The organism is Streptomyces sp. NPDC006339 (assembly GCF_040612775.1).
Taxonomy (GTDB): domain Bacteria; phylum Actinomycetota; class Actinomycetes; order Streptomycetales; family Streptomycetaceae; genus Streptomyces.
This window is the reverse complement of record NZ_JBEXQW010000067.1, coordinates 1-26,565: the sequence shown is the minus strand read 5'-3', so window position 1 is coordinate 26,565 and position 26,565 is coordinate 1. Positions and strand designations below refer to the sequence as shown.

The 26,565-nt window shown below is 72.4% G+C and carries 26 protein-coding genes and 1 riboswitch; of the genes, 9 read left to right on the top strand and 17 right to left on the bottom strand.

Annotation, left to right across the window (positions count from 1 at the left end):
- The first annotated feature begins 16 nt into the window (after positions 1-16).
- The 4 genes from ABZ135_RS35095 (at position 17) to ABZ135_RS35080 (ending at position 3,598) form a co-directional block, all read left to right on the top strand.
- Positions 17-775 (top strand): hypothetical protein, encoded by a 759-nt coding sequence (locus tag ABZ135_RS35095; protein WP_356701800.1) that lies wholly within the window; start codon positions 17-19, stop codon positions 773-775.
- Positions 772-1,548: a glycerophosphodiester phosphodiesterase gene (locus tag ABZ135_RS35090; protein ID WP_356701798.1), complete on the top strand. Its 777-nt coding sequence runs from the start codon at positions 772-774 to the stop codon at positions 1,546-1,548. Before ABZ135_RS35095 ends, ABZ135_RS35090 begins: the two co-directional genes overlap by 4 nt.
- Before the next feature lie 55 nt (positions 1,549-1,603).
- Positions 1,604-2,968: an MFS transporter gene (locus ABZ135_RS35085; protein ID WP_356701796.1), complete on the top strand. Its 1,365-nt coding sequence runs from the start codon at positions 1,604-1,606 to the stop codon at positions 2,966-2,968.
- A gap of 255 nt (positions 2,969-3,223) precedes the next feature.
- Positions 3,224-3,598, top strand: coding sequence for an RNA polymerase-binding protein RbpA (locus tag ABZ135_RS35080; RefSeq protein WP_026278069.1), 375 nt, complete (start codon positions 3,224-3,226; stop codon positions 3,596-3,598).
- 135 nt (positions 3,599-3,733) lie between these two features.
- Here the strand turns inward: ABZ135_RS35080 and fxsA are convergent, their stop codons facing one another.
- From fxsA to ABZ135_RS35060, 4 genes are all read right to left on the bottom strand, one after another.
- Complete coding sequence (fxsA, locus tag ABZ135_RS35075) at positions 3,734-4,327, bottom strand: FxsA family membrane protein (protein ID WP_356701794.1); 594 nt, start codon at positions 4,325-4,327, stop codon at positions 3,734-3,736.
- A 68-nt stretch (positions 4,328-4,395) separates the two neighbouring features.
- Positions 4,396-5,175: a polyprenol monophosphomannose synthase gene (locus ABZ135_RS35070; protein WP_356701792.1), complete on the bottom strand. Its 780-nt coding sequence runs from the start codon at positions 5,173-5,175 to the stop codon at positions 4,396-4,398.
- Between the two features lie 403 nt (positions 5,176-5,578).
- A complete protein-coding gene (locus ABZ135_RS35065; protein WP_356701790.1) occupies positions 5,579-7,189 on the bottom strand; it encodes an amidohydrolase family protein in 1,611 nt (536 codons plus the stop codon).
- A 69-nt stretch (positions 7,190-7,258) separates the two neighbouring features.
- Positions 7,259-7,699 carry an Lrp/AsnC family transcriptional regulator gene (locus ABZ135_RS35060; protein ID WP_189976755.1) on the bottom strand — a complete coding sequence of 147 codons (441 nt, stop codon included), beginning with the start codon at positions 7,697-7,699 and terminating at the stop codon, positions 7,259-7,261.
- Between the two features lie 224 nt (positions 7,700-7,923).
- Here ABZ135_RS35060 and ABZ135_RS35055 point away from each other — a divergent pair, with 224 nt between their 5' ends.
- Positions 7,924-8,292, top strand: a complete 369-nt coding sequence (locus ABZ135_RS35055) for a hypothetical protein (RefSeq protein ID WP_356701788.1) — start codon at positions 7,924-7,926, stop codon at positions 8,290-8,292.
- A gap of 315 nt (positions 8,293-8,607) precedes the next feature.
- Positions 8,608-8,898 (top strand): hypothetical protein, encoded by a 291-nt coding sequence (locus ABZ135_RS35050; RefSeq protein WP_356701787.1) that lies wholly within the window; start codon positions 8,608-8,610, stop codon positions 8,896-8,898.
- Here ABZ135_RS35050 and ABZ135_RS35045 read toward each other — a convergent pair.
- From ABZ135_RS35045 to ABZ135_RS35035, 3 genes are all read right to left on the bottom strand, one after another.
- Positions 8,861-10,033 carry an acyl-CoA dehydrogenase family protein gene (locus tag ABZ135_RS35045; RefSeq protein ID WP_356701785.1) on the bottom strand — a complete coding sequence of 391 codons (1,173 nt, stop codon included), beginning with the start codon at positions 10,031-10,033 and terminating at the stop codon, positions 8,861-8,863. The two genes, ABZ135_RS35050 and ABZ135_RS35045, sit on opposite strands and share 38 nt — an antisense overlap.
- A 166-nt stretch (positions 10,034-10,199) precedes the next feature.
- Positions 10,200-10,346 (bottom strand): SCO1431 family membrane protein, encoded by a 147-nt coding sequence (locus tag ABZ135_RS35040; RefSeq protein WP_356701784.1) that lies wholly within the window; start codon positions 10,344-10,346, stop codon positions 10,200-10,202.
- A gap of 76 nt (positions 10,347-10,422) precedes the next feature.
- Positions 10,423-11,829 carry a peptidase C39 family protein gene (locus tag ABZ135_RS35035; RefSeq protein ID WP_356701782.1) on the bottom strand — a complete coding sequence of 469 codons (1,407 nt, stop codon included), beginning with the start codon at positions 11,827-11,829 and terminating at the stop codon, positions 10,423-10,425.
- A 186-nt stretch (positions 11,830-12,015) separates the two neighbouring features.
- Here ABZ135_RS35035 and ABZ135_RS35030 point away from each other — a divergent pair, with 186 nt between their 5' ends.
- Positions 12,016-12,645: a hypothetical protein gene (locus ABZ135_RS35030; RefSeq protein WP_356701780.1), complete on the top strand. Its 630-nt coding sequence runs from the start codon at positions 12,016-12,018 to the stop codon at positions 12,643-12,645.
- Between the two features lie 307 nt (positions 12,646-12,952).
- The gene (locus tag ABZ135_RS35025) at positions 12,953-14,842 is read left to right on the top strand and encodes an AAA family ATPase (RefSeq protein WP_356701778.1); all 1,890 of its coding nucleotides are present in this window, start codon (positions 12,953-12,955) and stop codon (positions 14,840-14,842) included.
- 95 nt (positions 14,843-14,937) lie between these two features.
- Here the strand turns inward: ABZ135_RS35025 and ABZ135_RS35020 are convergent, their stop codons facing one another.
- The 10 genes from ABZ135_RS35020 to ribD form a co-directional block, all read right to left on the bottom strand.
- On the bottom strand, positions 14,938-16,047 hold the full coding sequence (locus tag ABZ135_RS35020) for a hemolysin family protein (protein WP_356701777.1): 1,110 nt from the start codon (positions 16,045-16,047) through the stop codon (positions 14,938-14,940).
- Complete coding sequence (locus tag ABZ135_RS35015; protein WP_356701775.1) at positions 16,044-17,384, bottom strand: hemolysin family protein; 1,341 nt, start codon at positions 17,382-17,384, stop codon at positions 16,044-16,046. The genes ABZ135_RS35020 and ABZ135_RS35015 overlap by 4 nt, the downstream gene beginning before the upstream one ends.
- 235 nt (positions 17,385-17,619) lie before the next feature.
- On the bottom strand, positions 17,620-18,081 hold the full coding sequence (locus ABZ135_RS35010) for a PH domain-containing protein (RefSeq protein WP_356701773.1): 462 nt from the start codon (positions 18,079-18,081) through the stop codon (positions 17,620-17,622).
- Positions 18,082-18,137: 56 nt separating this feature from the next.
- Entirely contained in the window at positions 18,138-18,986 is an 849-nt protein-coding gene (gene hisG, locus ABZ135_RS35005; RefSeq protein WP_356701771.1) for an ATP phosphoribosyltransferase, read from the bottom strand.
- A 47-nt stretch (positions 18,987-19,033) separates the two neighbouring features.
- Positions 19,034-19,306 carry a phosphoribosyl-ATP diphosphatase gene (locus ABZ135_RS35000; protein ID WP_116162050.1) on the bottom strand — a complete coding sequence of 91 codons (273 nt, stop codon included), beginning with the start codon at positions 19,304-19,306 and terminating at the stop codon, positions 19,034-19,036.
- Between the two features lie 34 nt (positions 19,307-19,340).
- Positions 19,341-19,826, bottom strand: coding sequence for a 6,7-dimethyl-8-ribityllumazine synthase (gene ribH, locus ABZ135_RS34995; protein ID WP_356701769.1), 486 nt, complete (start codon positions 19,824-19,826; stop codon positions 19,341-19,343).
- Between the two features lie 30 nt (positions 19,827-19,856).
- On the bottom strand, positions 19,857-21,137 hold the full coding sequence (locus tag ABZ135_RS34990) for a bifunctional 3,4-dihydroxy-2-butanone-4-phosphate synthase/GTP cyclohydrolase II (RefSeq protein ID WP_356701767.1): 1,281 nt from the start codon (positions 21,135-21,137) through the stop codon (positions 19,857-19,859).
- On the bottom strand, positions 21,134-21,712 hold the full coding sequence (locus ABZ135_RS34985) for a nicotinamide mononucleotide transporter family protein (protein ID WP_356701822.1): 579 nt from the start codon (positions 21,710-21,712) through the stop codon (positions 21,134-21,136). The genes ABZ135_RS34990 and ABZ135_RS34985 overlap by 4 nt, the downstream gene beginning before the upstream one ends.
- Positions 21,713-21,768: 56 nt before the next feature.
- The gene (locus tag ABZ135_RS34980) at positions 21,769-22,377 is read right to left on the bottom strand and encodes a riboflavin synthase (RefSeq protein ID WP_356701765.1); all 609 of its coding nucleotides are present in this window, start codon (positions 22,375-22,377) and stop codon (positions 21,769-21,771) included.
- Positions 22,378-22,379: 2 nt separating this feature from the next.
- The gene (gene ribD / locus ABZ135_RS34975; RefSeq protein WP_356701764.1) at positions 22,380-23,465 is read right to left on the bottom strand and encodes a bifunctional diaminohydroxyphosphoribosylaminopyrimidine deaminase/5-amino-6-(5-phosphoribosylamino)uracil reductase RibD; all 1,086 of its coding nucleotides are present in this window, start codon (positions 23,463-23,465) and stop codon (positions 22,380-22,382) included.
- 178 nt (positions 23,466-23,643) lie between these two features.
- Positions 23,644-23,773, bottom strand: a riboswitch (FMN riboswitch).
- Positions 23,774-24,050: 277 nt separating this feature from the next.
- On the opposite strand from ribD, the gene ABZ135_RS34970 reads away from it, so the two are divergent.
- On the top strand, positions 24,051-26,417 hold the full coding sequence (locus tag ABZ135_RS34970) for a chitinase C-terminal domain-containing protein (protein ID WP_356701762.1): 2,367 nt from the start codon (positions 24,051-24,053) through the stop codon (positions 26,415-26,417).
- The last annotated feature ends 148 nt before the right edge of the window (positions 26,418-26,565 follow it).

The window sequence follows — 26,565 nt, the reverse complement described above, 5'->3', positions numbered from 1 at the left end:
CCAGGGAGGCACTCCTTTGTCCATCGCCTCCGGCCTCCGCGGCCGGCATCTGACCCGCCGGCTCGTCCAGCTCTACGCCGGTCTCGCGCTCTACGGGGTCAGCTCGGCGCTGCTCGTACGCGGCGGGCTCGGCCTGGAACCCTGGGGTGTGCTGCACCAAGGGCTCGCCGAGCGGTCGGGACTGAGCATCGGGGTCGTGTCGATCGTCGTCGGGGCGGTCGTGCTCCTGCTGTGGATCCCGATCCGGCAGAAGCCGGGCCTGGGCACCGTCTCCAACGTCTTCGTCATCGGGATCGCGATGGACGGCACCCTGGCCCTGGTCCCGGACGCGGACGGGCTGCCGGCCGGGATCGCGCTGATGGTGCTCGGCATTCTCCTCAACGGTCTGGCGACCGGTCTCTACATCGCCGCGCGCTTCGGCCCCGGTCCGCGCGACGGACTGATGACCGGCCTGCACCGGCTGACGGGCCGGTCGATCCGGCTGGTCCGCACGGCGATCGAGGTGGCCGTCGTGGCCACCGGCTTCCTCCTCGGCGGCTCGGTCGGGATCGGCACGGTCCTGTACGCGCTGTCGATCGGTCCGCTGGCGCAGTTCTTCCTGCGGTGGTGCGCCGTGCCGGAGGAGCGTGGATCCAATGTCCAGGATCCTGGATCCGATGTCCCGGCTGTCCAGGATCCTGGATCCGGCATCCCGGCTTTTGGATCCGATATCCAGAATCCTGGATCCGATCCCGTCACCCCCGCGACACCCCCGCAGGCCATACTGCGGCGGTGACTCGCGTACCCCACCTCCGCCCCCACCCCTATCTCGACCACCCGGGCCCCCTCCCCTTCGCCCATCGCGGCGGCACGGCGGACGGCCTGGAGAACACGGCGGCCGCCTTCCGGCGGGCCGCCGCGGCCGGCTACCGCTACTTCGAGACGGATGTGCACACGACCGCGGACGGTGTCCTCGTCGCCTTCCACGACGCGACGCTGGACCGCGTCACGGACGCCGGGGGCCGGATCAGGGACCTGCCCTGGGCGGCGGTCCGGGAGGCCCGGGTGGCCGGCAAGGAGCCGCTGCCGCTGTTCGCGGACCTCCTGGCCGAGTTCCCGGAGACCCGCTGGAACGTCGACCTCAAGACCGAGTCGGCGCTCGCCCCGCTGCTCGACGTGATCCGCAAGGCCAACGCCTGGGACCGCGTGTGCGTCAGCTCCTTCACCGAGGCCCGCGTGGCGCGGGCGCACAGGCTCGCCGGCGAGCGCCTCGCCACCTCGTACGGCGTGAAGGGCGTCATCGGCCTGCGGCTGCGCTCGCTCGGCATCCCGGCGGCACTGCGCGCGGGCGCGATCGCCGCCCAGGTCCCCGAGCGCCAGGCCGGCATCCCGGTGGTGGACCGGCGCTTCGTGCGCGAGGCGCACGCGCGGGGGCTCCATGTGCACGTGTGGACGGTGAACGATCCGGCGCGGATGAACGCCCTCCTCGACCTCGGGGTGGATGGCATCATGACCGATCATCTGGAGACGCTGCGCGAGGTGCTCACCGACCGGGGAGTGTGGGCCTGAGGGCCCGCGGCCGCGTGCGCGTCCCGTCATCGGGGACGAACGAGGGGGCGCGGGCGTGACGGCCGACACCACCGATCCGGAGGGGCGGACCGCCGACCCCGCCGAGCGCAGACGCGAGCAGCGCGGCTGGTACTTCTACGACTTCGCGTGCTCGGTCTACTCCACCAGCGTCCTGACGGTGTTCCTCGGGCCGTATCTGACCTCGGTCGCCAAGGCGGCCGCCGACGCGGACGGGTTCGTGCACCCGCTGGGCATCCCGGTCCGTGCGGGCTCGCTCTTCGCGTACTCCGTATCGGCCTCGCTGGTGGTGGCCGTGCTCGCCATGCCGCTGGCGGGTGCGGCGGCGGACCGGACGGGCCGCAAGAAGCCGCTGCTCGCGGTGGCGGCCTATCTGGGCGCGGCCGCGACGACCGGGATGTTCTTCCTGGAGGGGCAGCGCTATCTCCTGGGCGCCTTCCTGCTGATCGTGGCGAACGCCTCGTTCGCGGTGGCGATGGCGCTGTACAACGCCTACCTGCCGCAGATCGCCGAGCCGGACGAGCGGGACGCGGTCTCCTCGCGCGGCTGGGCGTTCGGCTACACGTCCGGGGCGCTGGTCCTGGTCCTGAACCTGGTGCTGTATTCCGGTCACGAGTCCTTCGGCCTCACCGAGGGCACGGCGGTGCGGATCTGCCTGGCGTCGGCGGGCCTGTGGTGGGGCGTGTTCGCGCTCGTGCCGCTGCGGCGCCTGCGGGACCGTCCGGCGGCCCCGGCCGAGGCGGCGGGCGGCGAGGGCGCCGTCGGCGGCTGGCGGCAACTGGTCGCGACGCTCAAGGACATGCGGCGCCATCCGCTGACGCTGTCGTTCCTGCTCGCGTACCTGGTCTACAACGACGGGGTGCAGACGGTGATCTCGCAGGCGTCGATCTACGGCTCGGAGGAGCTGGGCCTGGACCAGACGACGCTGATCACGGCGGTGCTGCTGGTACAGGTCCTCGCCGTGGTGGGGGCGCTGGGGATGGGCCGGATGGCGCGGTCGTACGGGGCGAAGCGGACGATCCTCGGGTCGCTGGCGGTGTGGACGGCGATCCTGGCGGCGGGGTACTTCCTGCCGTCCGGCGCGCCGGTGTTCTTCTACTGCCTGGCGGCGGCGATCGGTCTGGTCCTGGGCGGAAGCCAGGCCCTGTCCAGGTCGCTGTTCTCTCATCTGGTGCCGCGCGGCAAGGAGGCGGAGTACTTCTCGGCGTACGAGATGAGCGACCGGGGGCTGAGTTGGCTGGGCCCGTTGGTGTTCGGTCTCGCGTATCAACTGACGGGGAGCTATCGGGATGCCATCATTTCTCTGGTGATCTTCTTCGCCGCCGGTTTCGTCCTGCTCGCCAGGGTCCCGGTGCGGCGCGCCGTCGCCGCCGCGGGGAACCCCGTACCCGACCGGATTTAGACGCGGGAGTGAAAGGGCGGTAGTGTACGCGTTTGGCCTGCCAGGCGGACCGTTACTGCGCGCTGTCTTGGTGAAGGCGTTGAGTGACATCTGCTGCCAGATGTGACAAAACGGGCACTGGTGGGTACAACAAGGGGCGGCACGACGGGCGACGCATGACCCGGAACGGGAATCTTTACCGCCGACCGGACGTTGACCGGATGACGACGACAGCGACACCTGTCCTGTGGGCGACAAGCCCGGGAGGCACGATTCATGAGTGAGCGAGCTCTTCGCGGCACGCGCCTCGTGGTGACCAGCTACGAGACCGACCGCGGCATCGATCTGGCCCCGCGCCAGGCGGTGGAGTACGCATGCGAGAAGGGGCATCGTTTCGAGATGCCCTTCTCGGTCGAGGCGGAGATTCCGCCGGAGTGGGAGTGCAAGGTCTGCGGAAGCCAGGCACTCCTGGTGGACGGGGACGGCCCCGAGGAGAAGAAGGGCAAGCCGGCGCGTACGCACTGGGACATGCTCATGGAGCGGCGCACCCGCGAGGAGCTGGAGGAAGTGCTGGCCGAGAGGCTGGCGGTCCTTCGGTCCGGCGCCATGAACATCGCCGTGCATCCGCGCGACAGCCGCAAGTCCGCCTGACGCGACAGTCCGCCCGACGGACGGCAGCACGGCCCGAGAGAACAACGCCGCGGGGCCCGGTACACGCATCGTGTACCGGGCCCCGCGGCGTCGTCGTACGGTGCGCCGGCGCGCCTGCCGCCAGGGCGGCGCGGACTACGGCGTGAGGGGCGGACGGGGGTCCTGCGGGCGCCGCGGGCCCTGGGGGCCGTCCTCGCGGACGACCTCACCCTGCACGACCTTTCCGTCGGGCCGGTGAATGCGGGCCTTCTGGAAGGCGTCCTGGAGGCTTCCGTGCGGGGCGGCCGCCATCCGGCGCTCCACCGCCTTCTCCGCGTACCGCCCCACGGCCGTACGCACCGGCGGGACGAGCAGCAGCAGACCGGCCGCGTCGGAGATCAGGCCGGGGAGCATCAGCAGGAGTCCGCCGAGCATCAGGAAGCCGTTGCGGTCCTCCGCGCCGGTCCGGTCGGCGGCCGTGGGCGCCTCACCGCGCTGCACCGCCTCCTGGGCGCGCTGGAAGGTCCCGGTGAGGTTGGCGAAGGCCCGCCGGCCCGCCCTCTTGATCACGGCGGCGCCGAGCACGGCGCCGCCGACGAGCAGCAGGAAGACGGTCAGCCCGCCCGCCGCGTCCGCCACCACGGTGAGCAGCCAGATCTCCAGGACCAGCCAGGCGACGAGGCCCAGCGGAAGGAACGTACGCGCGCGGGAGCGCTTCGGGGCGTGAGGAGGCGGTGCGCCGGTCGTCATGCCCCCCAGTGTGCCTGGCGGCCCGCGGGAACGTCGTAAAGGCGGAACGGTTCGACGGGCCGGAACGATCAGTGCGAGGGCTTGCGGCCGAGCAGCTTGCCGACCTTCTGGGCCCGGGCCGTCACACCCCAGCCGGTGACCCGCCACAGCGCCTCGACGAGGATGTCGCGGCTCATCTTGGAGTCGCCGACCTCGCGCTCGACGAAGGTGATGGGCACCTCCACCACGTGGAAGCCGGCGGCGACCGCGCGGCGGGCCAGGTCGACCTGGAAGCAGTAGCCGGCCGAGGCGACGTCGTCGAGGCCGAGGCCCTGCAGGGTCTCCTTGCGGAAGGCCCGGTAGCCGCCGGTGACGTCGCGGATCGGGACGTCGAGCATGAGGCGCGAGTAGAGGCTGCCGCCGCGGGAGATGAACTCCCGGGACTTGGGCCAGTTCACGATCCGGCCGCCGGGCACCCAGCGGGAGCCGAGCACCAGGTCCGCGCCCTTGAGGGCGGTGAGCAGCCGGGGCAGTTCCTCGGGCTGGTGGGAGCCGTCGGCGTCCATCTCGACGAGGACGTCGTAGCCGTGCTCCATGCCCCAGCGGAAGCCCGCGAGGTAGGCGGCGCCGAGGCCCTCCTTGCCCTTGCGGTGCAGCACGTGGACGTGATGGTCCTCGGCGGCGAGCTCGTCGGCGAACTTGCCCGTGCCGTCGGGGCTGTTGTCGTCGGCCACGAGGATGTGCGCCTCGGGTACGGACTCCCGTACGCGCGAGACGATCGGCTTGATGTTCTCCGCCTCGTTGTACGTGGGGATGATCACCAAGGCCTTGCCGAGCGGGCCGTAACGCCTCTGGCCACCGTCGTTCACTACTGCCCCTTCGGATACATACGCGAGCCCCCACCATAGCGAGCCCCGCGCACGGGGTGCGGGATCGGGGCCCGGCGTCCTTCGGGCCGACCGGGGACCCGCTGGCTGCGGATCGACTCCAGGCCGTTGTCTACTGAACGCCGGGGCCCCACCCGGGTCGCACCCTCCGCCGGAAAAACCTTCCCTCGCCCCCGAGGCGCGGGCGGCGTTCGGTGCCTGCGTGGAGGTTTGAAACCGGTCGGACGTCCTTGGTGGACGCGCCGAACCTACCGGCCGCCGACGGTCCGCTGTCAACCGTCGTTTGACCTGCGGTGATGAACCGTCCCTGCAGAGCGGCGGCGAAGATCCGCAGGTCGCGGGCGAGCCGCCCGGAGGTCGAGCGGCGGTACGAAATGTCCTTGCGTCACTCGTTCGGCCGGACGAACACGGTCTGCCCGGAGACGACGGTCCGCAGACAGACCGGCAGCTCGCCCCCGGGGGACAGATCGGGCAGACCGGGCGTCCCGGAGCGCGGGTCGGTGGACCAGCGGGCCACCCGGTCGTCGGGGGCCTGGACCACCAGCTCGCCGGTGCGCCAGATCGCGTAGTCGGCCGGCGCGCCGGGCACGAGCGTGCCGGCGTCGTCGCGGCCGACCGCGCGCCAGCCGCCCCGGGTGTGCGCGGTGAAGGCGGCGCGGACGGAGATGCGGTGCTCGGGCGTCCGGTGGAAGGCGGCGGCGCGCACGGTGCCCCAGGGGTCGAGCGGGGTGACCGGGCTGTCCGAGCCGAAGGCGAGCGGCACACCGGCGCGCAGCAGGGCGGCGTACGGGTTGAGCGCGCGGGCCCGTTCGACGCCGAGGCGGTCGGCGTACATGCCGTCCTCGCCGCCCCAGTACGCGTCGAAGGCGGGCTGCACGGAGGCGGTGAGGCCCAGCTCGGCGAAGGCGGCGATCGTCTCGGGGCTGAGCATCTCCGCGTGCTCCACGCGGTGGCGGGCGGCCCTGATCCGGGCCAGGCCGAGCTTCTCGGCGGCGGTCCTGAGACCGTCGACGACCACGTCGACGGCGGCGTCGCCGATGGCGTGGAAGCCGGCCTGGAGGCCGGCCTCGGTGCAGGCGACGACGTGGGCGGCGACGGCGTCCGCGTCGAGGTGGGCGACCCCGGAGCCGGCGCTGTCGGCGTACGGCTCGTGCAGGCAGGCGGTGTGGGAGCCGAGGGAGCCGTCGGCGAAGAGGTCGCCGGCCGCGCCCAGGGCGCCGAGGGCGCGGGCCCGTTCGACGTCGAGGTCGGCCCAGTAGCCGACGATCCGTGGGCCGGGCTCGCCGCGGGCGAGGTCGAGCAGACCGGTGAAGTCGTCCTCCGAGGAGATCTCGGGGCCGCCGCACTCGTGCAGGGTGCCGATGCCGAGCGACGCGGCGTGCTGCCGGGCCGCGCGCTGCGCCTCGGTGCGCTGCCGCGGGGAGAGCGCGGCGTAGGCGGCGGCGCGGACGGCGTGGTGGGCGTCGCCGGTGAGCGGCTGCCCGTCGTGGAAGCCGGTGAGCGCGCGGACGCCGGGCACGAGGTCGAGCAGGGCGGTGGTGACGACGGCGGAGTGGACGTCGATGCGGGTGAGGTAGAGCGGCCGGCCGCCGGTGAGTTCGTCGAGCTCGGTACGGGTGAGCGGGCGGCGCTCGGGCCAGCGGGCGGCGTCCCAGCCGTGGCCGATGAGGATGCGGTCGGCGGGGCGGGCGGCGGCGTACGCGCGGATCGCGTCGGCCGCCTCGGCGAGCGAGGCGGCGGCGGAAAGGTCGAGGCCGGTGAGCGCGAGGCCGGTGGCGGTGGTGTGCACGTGGGCGTCGACGAACGCCGGGGTGACGAGCGCGCCGTCGAGGTCGACGACCTCGTCGACACCGGAGGCGAAGGCGTCGGCCGCGCCCTCGGAGCCCACCCAGGCGACGTGTCCGCGCTCCACGACCATGGCGGTCGCGAAGGGGTCGGCGGGGCTGTGGACTTCTCCACCGCGCAGCAGCACGGTGCGGTCTTCGTACGCGCTCATGCGACCAGGCTAGGACCTGCCGGGACCCGCCTCGTCCGCCGGGCCCCGGCCCGCTCCCGCGCTCCGCTGTCAGATGCGGGGCGGTCTGGCCTCGTACGGGGTGGACAGGACGACGGTGGTGCGGCTGGAGACATGGGCCTGGGAGCGGATGCGGCTGAGCAGGTGCTCGAGTTCCAGGGGGGTGGCGACGCGCACCTTGAGGATGTAGTTCTCCTCCCCCGCGACGCTGTGGCACGCCTCGATCTCGGGGATGTCGGCGAGCCGGTCGGGGGTGTCGTCGGGGGCGCTGGGGTCGAAGGGTTTCACCGAGATGAAGGCGGTGAGCGGCAGGCCGACGGCCTCCGGGTCGACGACGGCGGCATAGCCGCGGATGACTCCGCGCTGCTCCAGGCGACGGACGCGCTGATGTACGGCCGAGGTGGACAGGCCGGTGGCCTTGCCCAGGTCGGTGTAGCTCATGCGCCCGTCCTTGACGAGCAACTCGACGATCTGACGATCCAGCTCCTCCATGCGGTGACCCTAGTGCCCCGGAGGGGCGGGAGCACAGCCGGGGCCGGGCCGTATCCCAGAGTGTGGGCATCCGTGGGGCACCTGCGAGGGGCATGTGACGAACGCCACAGGTTTTGCGGGCGCTGGGGCGTGACCTCACGGTTATGCGGTCGGCCGTATGGGAATTGGTTGCTGTGGTCGAGGCCACTCAGATCCGGCCGACCCGTCCGAGGGGGAGATTCTCCATGCAGGAGCCTGTTGATTCCGTCGACACGTCCGACGAGCTCGACGCGTACGACACCTTTGAGATGTACCGGGTCATCTGCCCGGACTGCGAGCAGCCGATCGCGCTGCTCGCGGACGAGGACGTCCTGCCGGAGCACGCGCTCTGCCCGACGCCCTGGAACCCCTTCGTCCTGACGGTCTGCACCGGCACCGGCCGGTCCGCCGCCGACGGCCGTCCCGCGGACGACACCCTGGAGGTGCAGGAGCAGGACACCGCCCTGCTCCTGACGCTCCCCCAGGGCCTGGACTGGCGGATGCAGCCGTTCTCGCACGTCGGCGGCCCGGGCTCGCGGCCGATCAAGCCGGCGCAGCTCCGCCGCGCGGCCTGACCCCGACGCCGGTCCCCGGCCCGAGGCCCGTCATGGGCGATGCTCCCGATGCGGGCGTCGCCCATAGAGCACGGGTGGCCTGCTGACCTCTTGGGCGGCTCCCGGTAGTTGACGGTGTGTCACGTAAGAGGCCAGGGGGTCGGGGACGGCTCGAACTTCCGCTCGACGGCGCCGAACGGTGACCGCGAGGTGGCGCGAAGCGTTGGTCCTTGCATGACCACGCTGTATACGACACCCAGCGGATACGGCCGGCATCGACAGTCCGAGCCGCGCTTTGAAGAATCGGTTCAGCACGAGGTTCCGGCGCCGGGGCGAGTGCCGGTTCCGGCACCCTCCTCGGCACCCGCGCCGCCCCCGTCCGCGACGGCGACCGCCTCCGTCTCGGCGGCCGCCTCCGTACCGACGGCCACACCCGCGTCCGCGCCCGCGCCGCACCTCGGCGACCCGCCGATCTACACCGCGCTGCTCCAGTTGTGGGCCAGCCACGGCAGGGCCCTGCCCGGCCACCGCGACCAGGAGTGGAGCCGCCTCGCCGCCGGCCCCGTCTGGGCCGACCGGACCGTACGCGTCAGCGGGACTCTGGTCCGGCCAGGTGACGGGCGATGACCACCCGCTGGATCTGATTCGTGCCCTCGACAATCTGGAGCATCTTGGCCTCCCGCAGAAACCGTTCGACGGGGAAGTCCGCGGTGTAGCCGTAGCCGCCGAGCACCTGCACCGCGTCCGTCGTGACCCGCATCGCCGCGTCCGAGCAGAACAGCTTGGCCATCGCCGCCTGCCGCCCGAACGGCCGCCCCTCGTCGCGCAGCCGCGCCGCCTCCAGATACAGGGCCCGGCCCGCCTCGACCTGCGTGGCCATGTCGGCGAGCAGGAAGCGCAACCCCTGGAAGTCGGCGATCGGACGGCCGAACTGGCGTCGTTCGAGCGCGTAGCCGACCGCCGCGTCGAGCGCCGCCTGCGCCAGACCCACCGCGCACGCCGCGATCCCGAGCCGCCCCGAGTCGAGCGCGTCGAGCGCGATCGGGAAACCCTGCCCCTCCGCCCCGATCCGCCGCGCGTCGGGGACGCGGACACCGTCGAGGTGCACCTGCGCGGTCGGCGACCCCTTCATCCCCATCTTCCGCTCCGGCGCGGCGGCGCTCAGCCCCGGCGCGTCCCCGGGCACCAGGAAGGCCGTGATCCCCTTCGGCCCCTCACCGCCCGTACGCGCCATCACGGTGTAGAAGTCGGCGATGCCGCCGTGGGTGATCCACGCCTTGGTGCCGTCGAGGACCCAGTCGTCGCCGTCCCTGACCGCCCGGGTGCGCAGCGCGGCCGCGTCGGAGCCCGAGGACGGCTCGGAGAGGGCGTACGCGCCGAGGAGACCGCCGCCGAGCATCGCCGGCAGGTGCGCGGCCCGCTGCTCCTCGGTGCCGAAGGCGGCCAGGGCGTGGCAGGACAGGCTGTGCACGCTGACCCCGAGGCCCACGGTGAGCCGGGCGGCGGCCAGCTCCTCCAGGACCTGGAGGTGGACGGTGTACGGCTGGTCGCCGCCGCCGTACGCGGAGTCGTACGGCAGTCCGAGCAGCCCCGAGGCGGACAGCAGCGAGAAGAGCTCGCGGGGGAAGCGGCCGGCGGCCTCCTCCTCGGCGGCGCGCGGAGCGATCTCCCGCGCGGTGATCTCCCGGACCAGGCCGAACAGCTCCCGGGACTCCTCGGTGGGCAGCCGGCGTTCCACGGGCTGCGGGGCGCGGTCGGACATGGCGGCGCACTCCTCCCTCTCGCGGCCCCTCGGGCCGGGGCACTGCGCCGATGCTGCCCCGCGCCGGGCGCGAGCGGGGGCGGCGGGCGCCCGTGGCGGAGGGAGTATGCCCGTTCGGCGGCGCCCGCTCACCCCCCGCCGGGCCCGTGCCGGGAGGCCGGCCGGCTCACATCAGGCCGGCCTGGGTGACGAACATGGCGAGGAGGACCACCAGGGTCCAGCCGAGGAGGTGCTCGAAGACCTTCGGTCCGTCGGGCTTCGGGCCGCCGGTGCGGGCACGGACACGGGCGGCGGCATGCGAGGTCGCGGTCATGCCGCTCACCCTGCCAGCCCTCCCGCCCCCGAGTCAGCGACGCAGATCACGCCGGCCCGGGGGTGCCAAGGACGGCTCAGCGCACGCCGACGGCGTCGAGGGCCTTGCGCTGAGCGGGAGTCGGCCGGTCGGGCCAGTAGAGGTAGCAGACCCCTCCTGTGCCGGAGACCACTTTCCCGCTCGCGTTGTAGCGCTTGGTGCGCAGCCAGATGTTCTCCCACTCGCGCCGCCGGTAGACCCGGCGGACCGCCTCGTTGCTGGGCGAGGCCGGGTCGTTGGCGATCACGTCGCCGGCCGGGGTGAAGCCGATCGCGGTCATGAGGTGGCCGGAGGTGCCGTAGCCCGCGCCGGTCAGTTCCTCCTTGCGGAAGGACTGGGAGGTGATGACGGGGATGCCGGCCCGGATCAGGGTCTCCAGCTCGGTGAGCGAGCGCAGCCGGGTCACGACCGCGTTCAGGTCGGGGTAGGTGGCGGCGTAGGCGGCGTTGAAGGGCCAGTTGCCGCAGCCCTCGTACTGGTAGTCGTAGGTGAAGCGGGCCGCGTGGCAGACCTGGGGATCGGCGAAGGCGGGGTTCACCCAGGCCAGGTCCTCGGGCGAGGGCCGCCGGCCCCAGTACTCGACGATCATCTGGGAGGACGTGGGGCTGCACCACGCCTCGCCGCCGTTGTCGTACTCCGGGTACTGGCCGATGTGGGTGTTCTGCGAGTAGCGCGGCACGACGAGCTCGTGGTCGAGGCCGGGCTCGGAGGCGGGGACGGTGAACCGGTCCGGAATGTCCGAGGCCATCGCGCCCACGCGCCAGACGAGGGGGGTGAGGGTGGTGCCGGGTCTGCGGTGGAGGGTGAGGCGCAGCCTGTACGAGACGAGCCGCAGGCCGCTCGCCGGGTCGTCGACGGCGAAGGTGTCCGTCCAGACGGAGGCCCTGCCGTCGCCCTGGCCGTCGACCGAGGTGCGGCGGATGTCGGCGTCCCCGGCGGCCCAGCGGCCCATGACGAACCAGGGCGTCTCGGTACCGTCGCCGTACGCGCCCCGTAGCTCGACCTGCAGCCAGGTCCCGGGCGGGGTGTGGGCGTTCCAGGAGGCGATGACCTCGGTGGCGGGGACGGTGGAGGTGTGGACGGGCGAGGTCCAGACCGCGTACTCCCAGGTGCTCGTGACGCCGGTGTGCGGGTCGGTGTGGTCGGTGCGGCCGGCGGGGGTGTCGATGACCAGGCCGGGGCGGTGTCCGGCGACGGCCCTCGTGCCCGCGGGCGTGCCGCAGCGCCAGTCGGTGTACGTGCTCCAGAAGCGGTTGTCGACGAGGCCGGGCGCCGGGGCGCGGCCGGGGGTGTCCGCGCAGGCGTCGGACCCGGCGCGAGGCCCGGTGCCGGCACAGCTCTCGGCGGCGTCGGCGGCGGACGCCGGGACACCGGCCGCCGCCGTGCCGGCGGCTGCGGCGAGCGCCGCGGTGAGGACGGTCCGGCGCGGAGTGGCAGGGGGCATGGGCGGTGACCCTCCAGTCGGTGGTGGCGAACGGACGGGCTGCGGGCCCACTATCGCCGCTCGCGGACGCGTTCTGCCAGCGATTCGACACGTGCCGCGCGAGCAATATTGGTCTCGACCGATGACACCGCCCGTGGCGCTGACCTGCGGCCTCCCGCTCCCGCCGGCTCCCCTACCCTGGGGGCCATGAACGACCTCGACCGCGTGGCCGCGTCCTTGCGCCGGCTGCCGCCCTCCTGCGGCCCGGTGCGGCTCGTCGCGGTCGACGGCCACGCGGGCTCCGGCAAGTCCACGCTCGCCGCCCGCCTCTCCGCCGCCCTCGGCGACTCCCCCGTCCTGCATCTCGACGACCTCGCCAGCCACGCGGAGCTCTTCGAGTGGACCGGCCGACTGCTGACCGAGGTGATCGGGCCGCTCTCCCGGGGCGAGACGGCGCTCTATCACCCGTACGACTGGAATCTGCGCGCCTTCGGTCCGCCCCGGGAGCTGCCCCCGGCACCGGTGGTGCTCGTGGAGGGTGTGGGGGCCGGGCGACGGGAGTTGCGGCCGTTCCTCGCGCGACTGCTGTGGATGGAACGCGGTCCCGAGGAGTCCTGGGCGCGCGGCCGGCGCCGCGACGGGCCCGGTCTGTCCTCCTTCTGGGACGGCTGGACGGTGGCGGAGACTCGCCATTTCACCGCGGACCCCTCACGGCCGTTCGCCGACACCCTGGTACGGGAGCGGGCCGAGGGGTACGAGTGGCTGCCCGGGCCTGCTGTGACAGCAGGCCCGAACCAGATCATCACCCACCGTGACGGCTCCCCGGCCGCAAACTGAGCAGGCGGAGGTCCACTTCCGCAAGTGCCCCAACTCGGCTTGACCCAAGGGGCGTACAGGTCTTACGTTCTCAATGTGCGGCTCTCCGGAGTCGCCGCGGACGCGAAGCCCCCGGTTGTTCCCCCGTGATCGGGGGCTTCGTTCTGCCCCGATCATCACCGTGGGTCACGAGTGGCGGCCCTCCGGCGGATCACGTCGATCACGGCCGATCGGTTCCTTCTCCCTCATCACGCACCCCCTGCGCAGGTACGATGCCCCTCGGTGCGGTCAATTCCCGTCCACGTGTAGACGGTTGTGGGGGACCCGAATGGACTTCGGCACACAGGGCACGCATGCCCCCGCCGAGCTCGCCTGGCTGCGCGGAGTCGACGCCTACACGATGGGCGCCTATCCGCAGGCCGAGGAGGAGTTCCGTACGGCGGTGCGCATCGATCCCGGCATGGCCGACGGCTGGCTCGGTCTGCACGCGCTGCGGGTCGACACCACGACCGCCCTGCTGCGGATGTACCGCCACCGCGAGCGCTTCGGCGAACAGCGCTCCCGGCACCGCCGGAACCTCAACTCCTGGTACTGGCTGGGGTGGTGGGTGCAGCCGGTGCTCGAGACACCGCGCGACCTGCTGCTGGCCCACGCCTCGCACTGGCTCGACGGACGCCATGTGCCCGAGCTCGACCGGGCGCTCGCCGGGCTCCCGCCGGTCGACACCGACCCCCAGGTCCGCTTCCTGCACGCCTGCCGCTCCTACCTGGTCAAGGACTGGGAGCAGTTGGTGCGGCACACCGAACCGCTGGTGGACGACCCGCTGCTCGGCATCGAGGCGGGGCTCTTCGGCGGCATGGCCCGGGTCCGCCTGGAGATGTACGGCCAGGCCGAGCCGCTGCTCGCGACGGCGCTGATGCGCTGCCGCAGCGAGCAGCCGCAGCGCAAGGAGCTGCGCTACTGGCTGGCCAGGGCGCACGAGGGCACCGGCCGCACCGCCGCCGCGCTGCCCCTCTACCGGGCGGTGCACCGGATCGACCCGGCCTTCATGGACACGGCGGCGCGGCTCGCCGCCATCGCCGAGTACGACGGCTTCGACGGGCCGGAGGACCCCATGGGGCTCGCCCCGGCCATGTTCGGCGGCCTGGGCCAGGACACGGTGGACGGCGAACGCACCGAGCCGGAGGGCCCGGCCGGCGACGGCCTGCTGCTGAAGCCCGAGGCCGTGCCGCCGCCCGCGCCCGCCGAGCCGCCGGACGTCGTACGCCAGAAGGCGGCGGTCCCGCGCCAGCCGGTGCCGCCCCGCTTCCCGGCCAGCCCCACCGACCCGGCGCTGCTCGCCGAGGCGCTCGCGGAGCTGGAGCGGATGGTGGGCATGGAGCCGGTCAAGCGGCAGGTGAAGGCCCTGTCGGCGCAGTTGGAGATGGCCAGGCTGCGGGCGGGGCAGGGCCTGCCGGTCCAGCCGCCGAAACGTCACTTTGTGTTCTCCGGTCCCTCCGGCACCGGGAAGACCACCGTGGCCCGCATCCTCGGCCGGGTCTTCTACGCCCTCGGACTGCTCGGCGGCGACCATCTGGTCGAGGCCCAGCGGGCCGATCTGGTCGGCGAGTTCCTGGGCCAGACCGCCGTCAAGGCGAACGAGCTGATCGACTCGGCGGTCGGCGGGGTGCTCTTCGTCGACGAGGCGTACTCGCTCTCCAACACCGGTTACAGCAAGGGCGACGCCTACGGCGACGAGGCCCTCCAGGTCCTCCTCAAGCGCGCCGAGGACAACCGCGACCACCTGGTGGTGATCCTGGCCGGCTATCCGGAGGGCATGGACCGGCTCCTGGCCACCAACCCGGGCCTCTCCTCCCGGTTCACGACCCGGGTCGACTTCCCCTCGTACCGCCCCCGGGAGCTCACGGCCATCGGCGAGGTGCTCGCCGCCGCCAACGGCGACGGCTGGGACGAGGAGGCCCTCGAGGAGCTGCGCTCCATCAGCGCCCACGTCGTCGAGCAGGGCTGGATCGACGAGCTCGGCAACGGCCGCTTCCTGCGCACGCTGTACGAGAAGTCCTGCGCCTACCGCGACCTGCGGCTGTCGGGCTACGCGAGCACCCCGAGCCGCGAGGACCTCGCCACGCTGCGGCTGCCGGACCTGATGCAGGCGTACGGCGAGGTGCTGTCGGGCCGCGGTCCGATGAACCGCGGCCCGCAGGAACCGCCGGGGATCTGATCGGATCCTGGATCCGATATCCGGCTCGGATCTGGATCTCGGATTCGGATCCAATATTCGGATATTGGATCCGACATCCCACCCCGGCGTCCGCCTCAGCTCGCCAACACCTGCTCCGACCGCGGCGACTGCGGCGGCTGCGGAGACTGCGGCGGCTGCGGCGGCTGCGGCTGCGGTGCCACCCGGTGCGCCGGGTCACGGACCTCGCCCACCAGCGTCTCCAGGACGTCCTCCAGGGCGACCAGGCCGAGCACCCGGCCGGACGCGTCCGCGACCTGGGCCAGATGGGTCGCGGCCCGGCGCATCACCGTGAGGGCGTCGTCCAGCGGCAGCTCGGGCCGCAGCGTGGCCATCGGCCGCCACATCCGCTGGGGCACCGCCCGCTCCCCGTCCTCCAGGTCGAGGACGTCCTTCACGTGCACGAAGCCCATGAAGGTGCCGCCCCTCCCCTCGACGCACACCGGGAAGCGGGAGTAGCCGGTCCTGACCGTCAGCTCCTCGATCTCGCGCGGGGTGACGGACGGGAGGACCGTCACCAGCGAGGCCGAGGGGATGAGGACGTCCGTCACCGGGCGGGTGCCCATTTCGAGGGCGTCCTCCAGGCGCTCCTGCTCGGCCGGGTCGAGCAGTCCGGCCTGACCGGCGTCCTCGACGAGCCGGCCGAGCTGGGTGCTGGTGAAGACGGCCTCCACCTCGTCCTTCGGCTCGACCCGGAAGGCCCGCAGCACGACCCGGGCGCAGGCGCCCAGTGCCCTGGTCACCGGCCGGCACAGCCGGGCGAAGCCGACCAGGGCGGGGCCGAGCCACAGCGCGGTCCGCTCGGGGGCGGCCATGGCCAGGTTCTTCGGGACCATCTCGCCGATCACCAGGTGGAGGAAGACCACCGCGGCGAGGGCGAGCACGTACCCGAGGGGATGGATCAGGCCCTCCGGCACGCCCACGGCGTGGAAGACCGGTTCGAGCAGCCGGGCCACGGTCGGCTCGGCGACCGCGCCGAGCGTGAGCGAGCAGACGGTGATGCCGAACTGGGCGGCGGCCATCATCTGCGGCAGGTTCTCCAGGCCGTACAGGACCTGGCGGGCCCGTTTGGTGCCGAGCGGCTCGATCTGGCTGCGACGCACGGAGACCAGCGCGAACTCGGCGCCGACGAAGAAGCCGTTGGCGAGGACCAGCAGGAGGGCGAAGAGCAGGGGCAACAGGCTCATCGGACCGCCTCCGCCGCGACCGGCACCGGGGCGGTGCGCATGATCCGGACCCGCTCGGCCCGGTAGCGGTCCACCTGGCGCACGGAGAGGCGCCAGCCGGGCAGTTCGGCGCGGTCGCCCGGGGCGGGGATGCGCCCGAGGAGATCGGCGACGAGCCCGGCGACCGTCTCGTACGGCCCCTCGGGCACGTCGAGACCTATGCGGTGCAGGGTGTGCACCCGGCAGGAGCCGTCGGCCTCCCAGACCTGCGAGCCGTCCTCGGAGGGCACGGCGGCCAGCTCCGGCCGTGCGTCGGCGGCGGTGTCGTGCTCGTCGCGGACCTCGCCGACGAGTTCCTCGACGATGTCCTCCAGGGTGACGACCCCGGCGGTGCCGCCGTACTCGTCGACGACGACCGCGATCGGCTGCTCGCGGCGCAGCCGCTCCAGGAGCGTCCGGGCCGGCAGCGACTCGGGGACGAGCAGCGGCGGGACGGCGATCCGGCCCACGGGTACGCGGTGCCGCTCGCCGGGTACGACGGCGAGGGCGTCCTTGAGGTGGACCATGCCGATGATCTCGTCGATCCGCTCGCGGTAGACGGGGAACCGGGACAGGCCGGTGGCCCGGGTGAGGTTGACGACGTCGGCCGCGGTGGCGTCCGACTGGAGGGCGCTCACCTTCACGCGCGGGGTCATGAGCTGCTCGGCGGTGAGCCCGCCGAAGGACAGGGTCCGTACGAAGAGGTCGGCGGTGTCCTGTTCGAGGGCGCCGGCCTGCGCCGAGTGGCGGGCGAGGGCGACGAGCTCGCCGGGGGTGCGGACCGAGTCGAGCTCGTCCGCCGGTTCGACGCCGAGCAGCCGGACGATCCGGTTGGCGACGGTGTTCAGGAGGGTGATCACGGGCCGGAACAGCGTGGCGAAGACGTGCTGCGGTCCGGCGACGAACCGGGCCACCTGGAGCGGCCGGGAGACCGCCCAGTTCTTGGGCACGAGTTCGCCGACCACCATCTGCACGGCGGACGCGAGCAGCATGCCGATGATCACGGCGATGCCGGAGACGGCCCCCGCGGGCAGTCCGGTCGCGGTGAGCGGCCCGTCGAGCAGCCGGGCGAGCGCGGGCTCGGCGAGCATGCCGGTGACGAGCGAGGTGAGGGTGATGCCGAGCTGGGTGCCGGAGAGCTGGAAGGACAGCTCGCGCAGCGCCCTGACGACGGTGCGCGCCCGGCGGTCGCCCTCGGCGGCGGCGCGCTCGGCGTCGGCGCGTTCCACCGTGACGAGGCCGAACTCGGCCGCCACGAAGAAGCCGTTGGCGAGGATCAGGAGAAAGGCCGCGGCGAGCAGCAGCAGGGAGACGATCATGCCGCCGCCTCGGGGAAGGGGGCGGCGCAGGTACTACCGGACGATCCGTCCATTGCCGGAGGGAGTCACTCCTCGGAGTCGTTGGGCGGCCTCGCGGGCCGCCGGCGGCGGCCCTGCACACAACGCGAGGCGGTGGTGCCACTCGGCACCACCGCCACAAGAGTAGTCACGCCCGTGCCGTCGCGGGCAGGGGGTCGGCCCCGTATGGGGGACGAACGGGGGACGCGTCGGGGTCTCAGGCGGCCCCGGCCGACTCGGCGCCCGTGCCCCGGCTGTCGGCGAGGGCGCGCAGCGCGCGGGCGTCCCGGATGGCCTGCTGCTTGGCGATTCCCGGTTGGATGCCGAGGGCGGGCAGGCTGGTGCCGTCGCTCAGGTCGAGGAAGACCCAGGGGTCGCCGGGGCGCAGGTTGACGCGCAGGATCTCGGCCCACGCCAGTCGGCGCGTCCGGGTGATGTTGACGACCGTCACACCCTCCTGGTCGGCGACGACCTTGGGGCGGCTGAGCAGCACCAGGACGCCGAGGAAGAGCGCGGCGGTGAAGACGAAGCTGACCCGCTCCCCCGGGTTGAGCCGCTCCAGCATCATCGCCACGGCGGTGATGACGACGAACATCACCGTCCCGACGGTCAGCAGGACCGCCCGGGTGCGGGCGGGCCGGAAGGTGGCCGGGAGGGCGGGGACCTGGGGCTCGGACATGGGTGTTCCTTGCGTTTCCTGCGGGCGCGGGCGCCCGGAGGGCACCCGCGGTGGGGTCAGAGGCGGCAGGCGTGGATGGCCGTGGTCAGGATGGCCCGGGCGCCCAGCTCGTACAGGTCGTCCATGACCTTCTGCGCCTCCTTGGCGGGGACCATCGCGCGGACGGCGACCCAGCCCTCGTTGTGCAGCGGCGAGACGGTGGGCGACTCCAGGCCCGGGGTGAGGGCGACGGCCTGCTCCAGGTGCTCGGCGCGGCAGTCGTAGTCCATCATCACGTAGCTGCGGGCGACCAGGACGCCCTGGAGGCGGCGCAGGAACTGCTGGACCTTCGGGTCGTCGGTCGGGGCGCCGGTGCGGCGGACGACGACGGCCTCGGAGGTGAGGATCGGGTCGCCGATGACCTCCAGGCCGGCGTTGCGCAGGCTGGTGCCGGTCTCGACGACGTCGGCGATGATCTCGGCGACGCCCAACTGGATCGCGGTCTCGACGGCGCCGTCGAGGTGGACGACGGAGGCGTCGACGCCCTGCTCGGCGAGGTGCTTGGCGACGATGCCCTCGTAGGAGGTGGCGATCGTCATCCCGTGGAAGTCCTCGGGGCCGCGCGCGGTGCCGGGCCGGGTGGCGTAGCGGAAGGTGGAGCGGCCGAAGTTCAGCGGCAGGATCTCCTCGGCGTTGGCGCCGGAGTCGAGGAGCAGGTCGCGGCCGGTGATGCCGATGTCGAGCCGGCCGGACGCCACGTAGATCGCGATGTCCTTGGGACGGAGGTAGAAGAACTCCACCTCGTTGTCCGGGTCGACGGTGACGAGCTCCTTGGACTCCTTGCGCTGCCGGTAGCCCGCCTCATGGAGCATCTCCATCGCAGGTCCGGAGAGTGAACCCTTGTTGGGGACGGCGATGCGCAGCATGGGGTGGGCTTCCTTTGCCTCAGAAGTGGGTGACGTGGGGGAAGGGCTCAGAGGTGGGCGTAGACGTCGTCGAGGGAGATCCCGCGGGCCACCATCATCACCTGGACGTGGTACAGAAGCTGCGAGATCTCCTCGGCGGCGGCTTCCTTGCCCTCGTACTCGGCGGCCATCCAGACCTCGGCGGCCTCTTCGACGACCTTCTTGCCGATGGCATGGACGCCCTTGCCGACCAGTTCCGCGGTGCGGGAGGTCGCCGGGTCGCCGGTCTCGGCCTTGAGCTTGAGCTCGGCGAAGAGCTCTTCGAAGGTTTTGTTCGCCATGATGTCCTAAGAGTACGGGGTGCGGAGCTGCTACCTAGCGCCAGGGTTCGCTGACCGTCCGCAGCGTGGTCGCGGTGGCGACGGCGGCGGTGACGGCCTCGTGGCCCTTGTCCTCGCTGGAGCCTTCCAGGCCGGCCCGGTCGAGGGCCTGCTCCTCGTTGTCGACGGTCAGGACGCCGAATCCGACGGGTACGCCGGTGTCGATCGAGACCTGGGTGAGGCCGTGGGTGACGCCCTGGCACACGTACTCGAAGTGCGGCGTTCCGCCGCGGATGACGACGCCGAGCGCCACGATGGCATCGTAGCCGCGGCCGGCGAGCACCTTCGCCACGACCGGGAGCTCGAAGCTGCCGGGGACGCGCAGCAGCGTCGGCTCCTCGATGCCGAGCTCGGAGAGGGCGCGCAGGGCGCCGTCGACGAGACCGTCCATGATCTTCTCGTGCCACTGGGCCGCGACGACCGCGACGCGGAGGTCGCCGCAGTTCTTCACGCTGAGGACGGGTGCGCCCTTGCCGCTCATGTCTCTCCTTCGAACCGTTCTCGTTGCTTGCTACTGGTTACCGCAGGTGGCGGCCGGGGAGCCGTCCAGCCAGGGCAGGTCGTGTCCCATCCGGTCGCGCTTGGTGCGCAGATAGCGGAGGTTGTGCTCGCCCGCCGTGACGGGCATCGGCTCGCGGCCCTCGACGGTCAGGCCGTGGCGGGTGAGGGCGTCGATCTTGTCGGGGTTGTTGGTCATCAGCCGCACCCCGCGGACGCCGAGGTCGGCGAGGATCTGCGCGCCGGCCGCGTAGTCGCGGGCGTCGGCGGGAAGCCCGAGCTCCAGGTTGGCGTCGAGGGTGTCGCGGCCGCGCTCCTGGAGCTCGTACGCGCGCAGCTTGGACAACAGTCCGATGCCGCGGCCCTCGTGGCCGCGCAGATAGACGACGACGCCGCGGCCGGCCTCGGTGATGCGGTCCATGGACGCCTGGAGCTGGGGGCCGCAGTCGCAGCGCAGCGAGTGGAAGACGTCGCCGGTCAGGCACTCGGAGTGGACCCGGACCAGGACGTCCCGGCCGTCGCCGATCTCGCCGTGGACGAGGGCGACGTGCTCGACGCCGTCGACGGTGGAGCGGTAGCCGTACGCGGTGAACTCGCCGTGCGCGGTGGGCAGGTGGACCTCGGCCTCGCGGCGGACGGTCGGTTCGGCGGAGCGGCGGTAGGCGATCAGGTCCTCGATGGAGATGATCGTCAGGCCGTGCTTGCGGGCGAACGGGATCAGCTCCGGCAGCCGCAGCATGACGCCGTCCTCGCCGGCGATCTCGACGATCGCGCCGGCCGGGCGCAGACCCGCGAGGCGGGCGAGGTCGACGGCGGCCTCGGTGTGGCCGTTGCGGACGAGGACGCCGCCTTCCTTGGCGCGCAGCGGGAAGATGTGGCCGGGCCGGACGAAGTCGGAGGGCTCGTACGCGCCGCTGGCGAGCATCCGCAGGGTGGTGGCGCGGTCGGCGGCGGAGATGCCGGTGGTGACGCCGTGGGCGGGGGCCGCGTCGACGGAGACGGTGAAGGCGGTCTTCATCGACTCGGTGTTGTGGTCGACCATCTGCGGGAGCTGGAGGCGCTCCAGCTCGTCGTTCTCCATGGGGGCGCAGATCAGGCCGCGGCACTCGCTCATCATGAAGGCGACGACCTCGGGGGTGGCCATCTCGGCGGCGATGACGAGGTCGCCCTCGTTCTCGCGGTCCTCGTCGTCGACCACGACGACGGGGCGGCCCGCGGCGATGTCGCGGATGGCCTGCTCGACCGGGTCGAGGGCGAGGTCGGTGGCGTCGAACAGGAGGGGTGCCGTGCTCATGCCGCTGCTCCTTCCAGGGCCGGAGCGGTGCGCGTCCGGAGCCACCAGTCGCGCATGCCCCAGATGACGAGGGCGAAGTAGATGACGTAGACCAGGCCGGAGAAGGCGAGGCCGCTGTTGAAGGCGAGGGGGACGCCGACGAGGTCGACGAGCAGCCAGGCGAACCAGAACTCGACCAGGCCGCGGGCCTGGGCGACCATCGCGACGAGGGTGCCGACGAAGATGTACGCGTCGGCCCACGGGCTCCAGGAGAGCGACGGGTAGAGGGTGAACAGGCCGCCGACGGCCAGGGTGCCGAGGACGGCGCCGGCGGCGAGCAGTCCGCGCTCCTTCCAGGTGGCGAAGCGGACGGCGATGGAGCCGTCCTGCGCCTGCTGCCTGCCGCGGTTCCACTGCCACCAGCCCCAGGCGGCGACGCCGATGACGAGGAGCTGCTTGCCGACGCCGCCGGAGAGGTGGGCGGAGGCGTAGGCGCCGACGAGGATGACGCCGGAGAGCAGTTGGGCGGGCCAGGTGAGGATGGAGCGGCGCCAGCCGAGGGCCAGGGCGATCAGGCCGATCGTGTTGCCGATCATGTCGGACCACACGATGTGCTGGCCGAAGACGGTGAACGCCTCGGAGTTGAGCCAGTTCACTTGACGTTCTCCTGTGCGTTCGGGCCGAGCAGCCGCTCGACGTACTTGGCGATGACGTCCACCTCGAGGTTGACCGGGGCGCCGGGCTGCTTGATGCCGAGCGTGGTCAGGGCGAGGGTGGTGGGGATGAGGCTGATGGTGAACCAGTCGTCGCCGACCTCGACGACGGTGAGGCTGACGCCGTCGACGGTGATGGAGCCCTTCTCGACGATGTAGCGGGCGAGCGGGGCGGGCAGGCCGACCTTGACGATCTCCCAGTGCTCGGAGGGGGTCCGCTCCAGGATCGTGCCGGTGCCGTCGACGTGCCCCTGGACGATGTGGCCGCCGAGGCGCCCGCCGACGGCCATGGGCCGCTCCAGGTTGACCCGGGAGCCGGTCTCCAGGGCGCCGAGCGAGGACCGCTTGAGGGTCTCGGCCATCACGTCGGCGGTGAACTCGCCGTCGCCGGTCTCCACGACCGTGAGGCAGACGCCGTTGACGGCGATCGAGTCGCCGTGCCGGGCTCCCTCGGTGACCAGGGGGCCGCGCAGGCGGAAGCGGGAGGCGTCCGCCAGGCGCTCGACGGCGACGACCTCGCCCAGCTCTTCGACGATTCCGGTGAACACGGTCAGGCTCCCTGGGAGGTGAGGGTCGCGGTGATGCGGAGGTCGGATCCGACGGGTGTGGTCTCGGTGATGTCGAGCCGCAGCGCGTCGGTGATGGTGGTGATGCCGGCGTCGGCCAGCGCGTGGGGGCCGGCGCCGAGGAGGACGGGGGCGAGGTAGCCGACGACCTGGTCGACGGCGCCGGCGGCGACGAAGGCGCCGGCGAGGGTGGGGCCGCCCTCCAGGAGGACGGAGCGGACGCCGCGGTCGTACAGGGCGGCGAGGAGGGCCGGTACGGACAGACCGCGGGCGTCCCTGGGGAGGCGGACGACCCGCTCGTCCGGGAGGGTCGTCACGGCGTCCTCGGCGATCGCGATCAGGGTGGGTGCGGCGTCGTCCAGGACGCGGGCGCCGGGCTTGACGGCGCTCGCCTCGGTGTCGACGACGACCCGCAGCGGCTGGACGGCCCCTTCGATGCCGCGCACCGCCAGGTGGGGGTCGTCGGCGCGGGCGGTGCCGGAGCCGACGACGACGGCGTCGGACTCGGCGCGCAGCCGGTGGACGTCGGCGCGGGACTCGGCGGAGCTGATCCAGCGGGAGGTGCCGTCGGCGGCGGCGATCCGGCCGTCGAGGGTGGCGGCGTACTTCCAGCGGACGAAGGGGCGGCCGCGGCGGACGGAGGTGAGCCAGGCGATGTTGCCGGCCTCGGCCTCCTCGGCCAGGAGTCCGGGCACGACCTCCACGCCGGCCGCGCGGAGGGTGTCGGCACCGCCCGTGGCCTGCGGGTTCGGGTCGCCGACCGCGTAGACGACGCGGGCGATCCCGGCCTCGGTCAGGGCCTGGGCGCAGGGGCCGGTGCGGCCGGTGTGGTTGCAGGGTTCGAGGGTGACGTACGCGGTGCCGCCGCGGGCCAGGACGCCGGCCTCGCGCAGGGCGTGGACCTCGGCGTGCGGGCCGCCGGCGCGCCGGTGCCAGCCCTCGCCGACCTGGTGGCCGGAGGCGTCGGTGATGACGCAGCCGACGACGGGGTTGGGGCTGGTGGAGCCGAGACCGCGGGCGGCGAGCGCGATCGCGCTTCGCATGGCGGTGATGTCGGCCTGCTGGGCCACCGGGTCCTCCTGCCTCTTCGGGCACGGACTCCGGGGCCTGTCGATGACGACAGAGAGCGGGTACGACGGCTCGCGCGGGGTGCGCGAAGGCCGACGTCGCGGTACGCCGGTACGGCACTCGTGCCGCTGCGGCGACCAGCGGACGTACGGCCGGCACACCCCTGGAAAGGGTCGCCCGCCGCGCACTGCCTCCCATCCGGACTTTCACCGTCGGTCCAGGAATCTCACCTGGTCAACCGGCCGCTGGCTGCGGACGGGTCGCGGACTATACCGCCGGTTCGGAATTACACCGACCCCGGAGTGCGCTGCTGCTGATACAGGGCCAGTGTGCCACGGCCGGGGGACGGCCATGCGGGAAAGTCCTGTGGGGTGGCTCACAAAGCGCCATGCCCCTGTCAGGGGCCCTTCCGGCACACCGCGCGAAATCCCCGTTGGTCCAGACCTATTGACGCACTGGTCTAGTCCTCTTAATCTCCGTGTCACCTCCGAGGTACGGCCCGACGGTGTGCGCACTCCACGGGCCCGACACGATCCACCCCCTTGTTCGTTGTTGTGCTCTGCCGACCTCCCCTGGAGGAACCGACCGTGCTGTCCCCCACGAAGAAGAGGGCCTCGCTGCTCGCTTCCGGCGCCGCCGTCGCCGGACTGCTGATCAGTTCCCTCGCCTCCGGCGGCGTCTCGTACGCCGCCGACAACGAGTCCTGTCGCCCCGACGGCCTCTACAAGACCCCCGGCGTCGACGTCCCGTACTGCTCGGTCTACGACGCCGAGGGCCGCGAGAAGATGGGCGCGGACCACCAGCGCCGGGTCATCGGCTACTTCACCGGCTGGCGCACCGGCAAGAACGGCGAGCCCGCCTATCTCGCCAAGGACATCCCGTGGGGCAAGATCACCCACATCAACTACGCCTTCGGTCACATCGGCGCCGACAACAAGCTGTCCGTGGGCACGGACGGTCCGGACAACGCGGCCACCGGGATGACCTGGCCCGGCGTCGCGGGCGCCGAGATGGACCCGGCGTACGCCTACAAGGGCCACTTCAACCTGCTCAACAAGTTCAAGAAGCAGCACCCGGACGTCAAGACGCTGATCTCGGTCGGCGGCTGGGCGGAGACCGGCGGCTACTTCGACGACAAGGGCACCCGGGTGAACTCGGGCGGCTTCTACTCGATGGCGACCAACGCCGACGGGTCGGTCAACCAGGCCGGGATCGACACCTTCGCCAATTCGGCCGTCGACTTCATCCGGAAGTACGGCTTCAACGGCGTCGACATCGACTACGAGTACCCGACGACGATGAAGGACGCCGGCAACCCGCTCGACTGGCAGCTCGCCAACGCCCGCCGCGCCGGCCTCGTCCAGGGCTACGCGGCCCTGATGAAGTCCCTGCGCGAGAAGCTCGACCGGGCCGGCGCCGCCGACGGCAAGCACTACCTGCTCACCGTCGCCGCGCCCTCCTCCGGCTATCTGCTGCGCGGCATGGAGACCTTCCAGGTGCAGAAGTACCTGGACTTCGTCAACATCATGTCCTACGACCTGCACGGGGCCTGGAACGAGTACGTCGGCCCGAACGCCTCGCTCTTCGACGACGGCAAGGACGCCGAGCTGGCCGCCGCGAACGTCTACGGCTCCGCCCAGTACGGCGGCATCGGCTACCTCAACACCGACTGGGCGTACCACTACTTCCGCGGCTCGATGCCGGCCGGCCGGATCAACATCGGCCTGCCCTACTACACCCGCGGCCACAAGAACGTGCAGGGCGGCACCGACGGCCTGTGGGGCAAGGCCGCCGCGAGCACCTGCCCGGCCGGCTCCGGCCTGACCAAGTGCGGTGACGGCGCCGTCGGCATCGACAACCTGTGGCACGACAAGGACACCAACGGGCAAGAGTCGCCCGCCGGTTCCAACCCGATGTGGCACGCCAAGAACCTGGAGAAGGGGATCGTCGGCGACTACGTCACGAAGTACGGCTTCCCCGCGAACACCACGCTGACCGGCACCTACGCCCGCAAGTACGACTCCACGCTGGTCGCACCGTGGCTGTGGAACGCCCAGAAGAAGGTCTTCCTCTCCACCGAGGACGAGCAGTCGGTGGCCGCCAAGGCCGACTACGTGGTCAGCCGGGGCATCGGCGGCACGATGGTCTGGGAGATGGCCGGCGACTACGCCTGGAACGCCGCCAAGGGCCAGTACGAGATGGGCTCCACGCTCACCTCGCTGATGTACGACAAGTTCAAGGCGGCCACCCCGTACGGCGCCAAGAAGTCGAACAAGGCGCTGCCGGCGCAGGCCGTGAACGTGGGCGTGGAGTTCACCGACTTCAAGCTCGGTGACTCCAACTACCCGATCACCCCGAAGATCAGGATCACCAACCACACGAAGACGGCGCTGCCCGGCGGCACCGAGTTCCAGTTCGACTACGCGACCGCGGCCCCCGGCAACGCCTCCGACCAGTCCGGCTTCGGTACGAAGGTGATCAGCAGCGACCACACGGGCGGCAACGTCGGCGGCCTCAAGGGCGACTTCCACCGGGTCTCCCTGAAGCTCCCGGCCTGGCAGTCGCTGGCCCCGGGCGCGACCGTCGACCTGTCGTTCAACTACTACCTGCCGGTCTCGACCCCGTCGAACTGGACGGTGAACATCAACGGCACGACGTACGCCCTCGCCGGCGACCTGGCGCGCGGCACGACGGTCGTGGAGCCGGGCGGCTCGACCCCGACGCCGACCCCGACCCCGACCGGCCCGACGCCCACCCCCACCGGGCCGACCCCCACCCCCACGCCCACGGGTGGCACCTGCACCGCGCCGGCGTACGTGGCGGGCACGGTCTACAACGCGGGGAACCTGGTCTCCCACAAGGGGCGCACCTGGAAGGCCCAGTGGTGGACCCAGAACGAGGAGCCGGGCACGACCGGCGAGTGGGGCGTCTGGAGGGACCAGGGCGCCTGCTGATCCTCACGGCCTGAAAGCCCCCGGCGGTGGTCTCACGGCCCTTGGCCGCCGCCGGGCCCCCCGGCCCGCGCCGCGCTCCCCTGTCGGGGGTCTCGGCCGCCTGGTGGCGGCGCAGCAGGCCCTCCAGCGCGAGCTGGAGAAAGGCGAG